Origin of the sequence: Pantoea sp. R102 (assembly GCF_004916815.1) — a bacterium.
GTDB lineage: Bacteria > Pseudomonadota > Gammaproteobacteria > Enterobacterales > Enterobacteriaceae > Pantoea > Pantoea dispersa.
This window is the reverse complement of the sequence record NZ_SDFT01000194.1, coordinates 1-2894: the sequence shown is the minus strand read 5'-3', so window position 1 is coordinate 2894 and position 2894 is coordinate 1. Positions and strand designations below refer to the sequence as shown.

General features: G+C 62.9%; 3 protein-coding genes. All 3 read right to left on the bottom strand.

The features are described from left to right. Positions 1 to 1169 (bottom strand): allantoate amidohydrolase (gene hpxK, locus ERD80_RS18695; protein ID WP_136548009.1); only part of this gene is annotated, 1169 nt, incomplete at its 3' end. Further along, on the bottom strand, positions 1166 to 2401 hold the full coding sequence (locus tag ERD80_RS18690) for an alanine--glyoxylate aminotransferase family protein (protein WP_058769328.1): 1236 nt from the start codon (positions 2399 to 2401) through the stop codon (positions 1166 to 1168). The genes ERD80_RS18690 and hpxK, both read right to left, overlap by 4 nt. 21 nt (positions 2402 to 2422) lie before the next feature. After that, a partial coding sequence (locus tag ERD80_RS18685) for an ATP-binding cassette domain-containing protein (protein ID WP_136548007.1) occupies positions 2423 to 2894 on the bottom strand: 472 nt, incomplete at its 5' end.

Below are 2894 nucleotides of genomic sequence, written 5' to 3'. Positions count from 1 at the left end.
CTGATACCGCGATGGTTGCGCACAAACAGCATGCCCACCGGCCAGCGCTCAGCCATCGCGATCGCGTCGTGACCGGCTCCGCTCGGCAGCGCCAGACTGCGCCCCTGCACGGTTTCTACCGCATGGCTCAGCGCCTGCTGCAGCCGCGTATCACAGGCGGTGGCCGCGATGCGATAGTACTCGTTAGCGCTGAAGCTGAGCCCGCGCCGCAGCGCGATGGCTTCCGCCTGGGTCAGCAGGCTGGAGAGCAGACGTTCCAGCGGTTCATCCTGCGGTCCGCGCACGTCCAGCGACAGCTGCACCTCGCCGGGGATAACGTTAACGGCGCCCGGCAGACAGCTCAGCGTGCCCACCGTGGCCACCAGCTGCGCATCCTGATCCTGCGTGGCCTGTTCCACAAACACCATCCACTCTGCCGCTGCTGCCAGCGCGTCTTTGCGGTGCGTCATCGGCACCGTGCCGGCATGACCGGCCTCCCCGACAAAGCGGCAGTTAAGACGGCGCGCGCCGTTAATCGCCGTCACCACACCAAGCGCCAAATCGTCCTGTTCCAGACACGGTCCCTGCTCAATGTGCAGTTCGAGATAAGCCACAATGTCGCTCACCTCACGTGCCGCCTGCGGGATCAGCGCCGCGTCCAGGCCGAGGTCCTGCATCGCCTGCGCCACCGTAATACCGTTACCGTCCGGATGTGACACCCAGCTCTCCGGCCAGCTGCCGGTGAGGCCTCGGCTGCCAAGCAGCGTGATGCCAAAGCGCGTGCCCTCTTCATCGCCGAAGCCGACAATTTCAATCGCCAGCGGCAGGCGCTGCTGATGGTCGTGCAGCCACTGCACGGTTTCAATGGCGCTGAGCACGCCCAGCATGCCGTCGTAACGTCCGGCGTTGCGCACGGTATCGAGGTGCGAACCAAGCAGCAGCGCCGGTGCGCCCGGCTCCGCCGCTTCATAGCGACCGCAGATATTGCCGACCGCATCCTGCCAGGTGTGCATACCTGCCGCCTGCATCCACTCAGCAACGCGCGCGTTGGCGCGCACCTGCTCCGGCGACAGATAGACGCGGGTCAGCCCCTCTTCGCTCTCACTGATTGCTGCCAGCGCGTCACAGCGCGCCATCACCCGCGCCGCCGCTGACTGCGCCTCACCGGCGCTCATCAGGCTATGACTCATGCGTGGCTCCCGTAGTGGTCCCAGGCAGCCTGCAGCGCCGCGCCCTGAGTGGTGCGGAAACCGACGTGATTCAGCACGGACTCCAGCGCGCTCAGCGTCAGCATCACGCAATCTTTGCGCGCGTTGTAGCCCATGGTGCCGATGCGCCACACTTTGCCGTGCAGCGGACCGAACGAGGTGCCAATCTCAATGCCGAAATCGTCCAGCATCAATTTGCGTACCTGGTCGCCGTTAATGCCCTGCGGGATCACCACGCCAAGCACGTTATTCATCTTGTGTGTGAGATCGCCAAAGGTTTCCAGCCCCATGCCCTGAATACCTTTCAGCAGCGCATCACCGTGCAGCTTGTGACGCGCGATGCCGTTATCCAGCCCTTCCTGCAGGATCAGACGGGCACATTCGCGTGCGCCAAACAGCGCCGAGGTGGCTTCGGTATGGTGGTTGAGCCGCTCCGGTCCCCAGTAATCCATGATCATGCCGAGATCGAAGTAGTTGGAGTAGATCATCTCGTCGACGCCATCCTGATGTGCGTCGGTACGGATGCCCTGCTCCACGCACTTACGCTGGCGGATCACCGCTTCCATTTGCGGGCTCAGGGTGATCGGCGAGGTACCGGACGGACCGCCGAGGCATTTCTGCATGCCGGCAGAGACCGCATCCAGCCCCCAGGCATCGGTTTCCAGCGGGTTGCCGCCCAGCGATGCGGTGGCATCGGTGTACAACAGCACGCCGTACTGGCGACAAATCGCACCGAGCTGCTCCAGCGGTTGCAGCATAGTAGTCGAGGTATCGCCCTGCACCGTCAGCAGCAGGCGCGGTTTGACTTTTTTGATCGCATCTTCGATCTGATCCGGGGTAAATACCTCGCCCCACGGCACCTCGATGGTATGGACTTCCGCGCGGCAGCGACGGGCGATTTCGCACAGCAGATGACCGAAGCGGCCGAACACCGGCACCAGCACTTTATCGCCCGGACGAATCGCCGACAGCAGGATGGCTTCGATACCGGCGCGTGAGGTGCCATCAATCAGCAGGGTCCAGCGGTTTTCAGTGCGGAATACGCCACGGTACAGCGCCATCACCTCGTTCATATAGTGCGTCATCGCCGGATCGTACTGCCCAAGCAGCTGGCTCGACATGGCGCGCAGCACGCGCGGGTCGGCGTTGATCGGGCCCGGTCCCATCAGCAGACGCTGTGGCGGATTGATTTGCGAGAACTGGCTGATATCCATGAGGGGTTCCTTATTGTTCGGTTACAGACGCACGGTCGAAATAAACTGCTTCAGCTCGGCGGTTTGTGGATTCGCAAACAGCGTTTTGCTGTCGCCCTGCTCCCACACGCGTCCCTGATGCATAAACACCACGCGGTCGCCCACGTCGCGGGCGAAGTTCATTTCATGGGTGACGAGAATCAGCGTCATGCCTTCGGCGGCCAGCTGCTCCAGCACTTTCAGTACTTCACCCACCAGCTCCGGATCGAGCGCCGAGGTGATTTCGTCACAGAGTAAAACTTTTGGCTGCATCGCCAGCGCGCGGGCAATCGCCACGCGCTGCTGCTGACCGCCCGACAGGTTAGCCGGGTAGTAATTGAGGCGTTCGCCGAGCCCGACTTTTTCCAGCATCTGCGTGGCCAGCGTGCGGCACTCCGCCTCGCTCTTTTTCAGCACGCGGCGCGGTGCCAGCATCACGTTTTCCAGCGCGGTCATGTGCGGAAACAGGTTGAAG

Excerpts from the sequence above, each read along its gene's own strand:
- ERD80_RS18690 (WP_058769328.1), bottom strand. The coding sequence starts at position 2,401 with ATGGATATCAGCCAGTTCTCGCAAATCAATCCGCCACAGCGTCTGCTG.